At 67.5% G+C, this 2,528-nt stretch carries 4 protein-coding genes; 1 reads left to right on the forward strand and 3 read right to left on the reverse strand.

Features of this window, described 5'->3' with window-relative positions:
• Positions 1 to 395 (forward strand): DUF808 family protein (locus tag AC1DU6_RS27065; RefSeq protein WP_477860892.1); only part of this gene is annotated, 395 nt, incomplete at its 5' end.
• On the opposite strand, the gene AC1DU6_RS27070 is transcribed toward AC1DU6_RS27065, so the two are convergent.
• From AC1DU6_RS27070 to AC1DU6_RS27080, 3 genes are all read right to left on the reverse strand, one after another.
• Positions 396 to 1,226 carry a segregation and condensation protein A gene (locus AC1DU6_RS27070; protein ID WP_457354215.1) on the reverse strand — a complete coding sequence of 277 codons (831 nt, stop codon included), beginning with the start codon at positions 1,224 to 1,226 and terminating at the stop codon, positions 396 to 398.
• 12 nt (positions 1,227 to 1,238) lie between these two features.
• On the reverse strand, positions 1,239 to 1,442 hold the full coding sequence (locus tag AC1DU6_RS27075) for a DUF3460 family protein (RefSeq protein WP_056199099.1): 204 nt from the start codon (positions 1,440 to 1,442) through the stop codon (positions 1,239 to 1,241).
• Positions 1,443 to 1,456: 14 nt separating this feature from the next.
• Positions 1,457 to 2,528 (reverse strand): SulP family inorganic anion transporter (locus AC1DU6_RS27080; RefSeq protein WP_477860895.1); only part of this gene is annotated, 1,072 nt, incomplete at its 5' end.

The following is a 2,528-nucleotide window of genomic DNA, read 5'->3' on the forward strand; positions in this document are numbered from 1 at the left end:
CCCAGTTGGCCGTGCTGGTGGCGGTGTCCTTCGCGATGACGGTGGGCGTCTACGGTGTTGTGGCCGGCATCGTCAAGATGGACGACGCCGGGCTSTGGCTGTCRCGCAAGGCMGGCGCWGCGGCGCAGGCYKTSGGCCGYTTCCTGCTGGCCGCTGCGCCGCAGTTGATGAAGCTGCTGACGGTGCTGGGCACGGCGGCGATGTTCCTGGTCGGCGGCGGCATCCTCGTGCACGGCATCGCGCCGTTGCATCACGCGATTGCCCATCTGGCAGAGGGCCAGGCTTGGGCTGTGGGGCTGGTACTGGAGAACGGCGCCAATGCACTGATCGGCGTCATCGCCGGCGCACTGGTGCTGGCTGCCGTGACGGCGGTGCAGAAGCTGCGCGGACGTTGATCAGTTGGCCGCGTAGGCCAGCCGCACATAGATCGGCGCGAACGCCTCGGCCTGCGTGATCTCCAGCAGGCGCTCCTTGGCCAGCTCCAGCATCGCGATGAAGGTGACGACGATGACGGCCTGGCCGCGCGTGACGTCGAACAGGGCCTCGAACTCGACGAAGCGCTGGCCCTGCAGGCGGCGCAGCACGATGCTCATGTGCTCGCGCACCGAAAGCTGCTCGCGGCTGATCTTGTGGTGCTGGTTGAGCTTGGCACGCTTGAGGATATCGAGCCAGGCCTCGCGCAGATCGTCGGTGTTGACGTCGGGGAAGTGGGGCGTCAGCGACTGCTCGATGTGGACCTGGGCGCGCAGGAAGTCGCGACCCAACTGCGGCAGGCGGTCCAGCCGCGCGGCGGCGAGCTTCATCTGCTCGTACTCCAGCAGGCGCCGCACCAGCTCGGCACGCGGATCCTCGGCCTCCTTGCCATCCTCGCTCTTCTTGGGCGGCAGCAGCATGCGCGACTTGATCTCGATCAGCATCGCGGCCATCAAGAGGTATTCGCTGGCCAGCTCGAGGTTGTGCTTGCGGATCTGCTCGACATAGCTCAGGTACTGGCGGGTCACGTCGGCCAGCGGGATGTCGAGGATGTTGAAGTTCTGCTTGCGGATGAGGTACAGCAGCAGGTCCAGCGGGCCCTGGAAGGCCTCAAGGAAGACTTCCAGCGCATCCGGCGGGATGTAGAGGTCCAGCGGCATCTGGAACAGCGGCTCGCCGTACAGGCGCGCCACTGCGACCGCGTCGACCACCTCGGGAAGGTCAGACGCGGCTTGGCTGGATTCCTCAGCCATGGCCGTCAACGCTTACTTGCCGGACGTTTGATAGACGTAGGGCTGCTGCGGCACGCGGGCGTCGTCGAAACCGGCCTGGGCGTTGCGGTCCTGCTCCTTGTCCCACAGCAGGGCACGGCCGGCGCGCTGTTCGGCCTCCAGCGTGGGGCGCTGGGCCTTGAGTTGCTCAATGAAGTTCGTGACTTCGGACTTGTAGGGCTTCCAGAACAGCGGCATGGGGGTCTCTTTGACTAAGGGGCTGATTTTAGATCGGCGATGCTGGGCACGATGGCGGCGTCGCCCAATTCGGCGGCGAGACCGGAGCGGCGCAGCAGATCCAGGGGCTGGGCGTTGATGTTCGCGAGCACCAGGGCGACGCTGCGCTTGGCCAGCGTGCGGTGCAGTTCGCGCAGGGCCTCCACGCCCGAGGTGTCCATGACGATGAGGCGGTGCATCTCGAAGACGACGGCCCGCGTGCCAGCGGGCAGCTGCTCGGCCAGCGCCTCGATCTTGCCGACCGCGCCAAAGAACAGGGCGCCATAGAGCTCGTAGGCCACCACGCCCTCGGGCAGGACGCCGGCGTCGAAGCGGTTGATCGTGAACAGCTGGCCCATGCGCCAGACGAAGAACACGCAGGACGCGATCAGGCCCACCTCCACCGCCACGGTCAGGTCGGTCACGACGGTCAGCGTGAAAGTGCCGACGAGCAGCGTGCGGTAGGTGAAGTTGAATCGCCGCAGCCTCGCGAACTCGTGCCAGTCGCCCATGTTCCAGGCGACGACGAGCAGGATGCCGGCCAAGGCCGCGAGGGGCACATGCACGGCCAGCGGCGCGGCCACGAGCAGGATGATCAGCAGGCTCAGCGCATGCACGATGCCGGCGACCGGGCTGGTCGCGCCGGCACGGATATTGGTCACCGTGCGGGCGATGGTGCCGGTGGCCGGCATGCCGCCGAACAGCGGCGCCACCAGGTTGGCGATACCCTGCGCCATCAGCTCCTGGTTGGGGTCATGGCGGGGCAGGTCAGGCGTGAGCTTGTCGGCCACGCGGGCGCAGAGCAGTGACTCGATGGCGCCGAGCAGCGCCAAAGTCAATGTCGGGATGACGAGCTGGCGCAGGCCCTCCCAGCTCGCGTCCGGCCAGGCCAGCGCTGGCAGGCTACGCGGAATGCCACCGAAACGGCTGCCGATGGTTTCCAGCGGCAGGTCCAGCAGCGCGGTGGCCAGCGTCGCGCCCACGAGCGCGATGACGGTGCTGGGCAGCAGCGCCATCCAGCGCCGCACGCCGCTCAGGGCCTGCTGCCCGATGTTCTTGGGCCAGAGC

Source organism: Roseateles sp. P5_B10 (genome assembly GCF_056400485.1).